General features: G+C 37.3%; 1 protein-coding gene. It reads left to right on the forward strand.

The window, feature by feature from the left end:
* Positions 1–197: 197 nt before the first annotated feature.
* Positions 198–582 (forward strand): hypothetical protein (locus IM284_RS23535; RefSeq protein ID WP_370552127.1); only part of this gene is annotated, 385 nt, incomplete at its 3' end.

Consider the following 582-nt stretch of genomic DNA (forward strand, 5'->3'; position numbering starts at 1 on the left):
GTTACAACTAAAGTTATGATAATTCACTTTTTCATAATCACCTACCTATAAAAATTGCATATGTTATAAATTCTAACCACAGGATATTGACCTTTTTTGAAAGTGATATATATTTTATTAAACTGTAATATGAAAAGGAGTTCATATGAAAAACGAACTATTAATGGAAAACATTACCAACACGCCCCCCCCCGGTCATAAAAAAACCATCAAACCTTACTAACTTCATACCAGAAACGCTCAGAACCCATTGTGTTAGTGTCCGACTTAATAATGTAGAACTTCAACTTCTCAATACCAAACGCGGCTCTATGTCCAAAGGAGAATGGCTCCGCAAGGCTTTCATTCATAAACTACCCTCCATTATTCCAGAGATCAACATCGATGCATGGAAAGCTTTAACTGACATATCACAAAAGCTAAATAGAATTGCGATCCATATCGATGGTAAGAGCAGAGATAGCCAGCTTACTCATACAGAGCTTTTCGCTGTGAAGCGACAACTTGAAGAGCTTCGTCACAACTTGTTAAGAACAGATTTTTGGAGTGTCCCTCGTGAAGGTGTAAGCATCCCAGCTTTAG

The sequence above is a fragment of the Enterobacter cloacae complex sp. P12RS genome (genome assembly GCF_014895875.1).
GTDB classification, from domain to species: Bacteria; Pseudomonadota; Gammaproteobacteria; order Enterobacterales; family Enterobacteriaceae; genus Enterobacter; species Enterobacter bugandensis.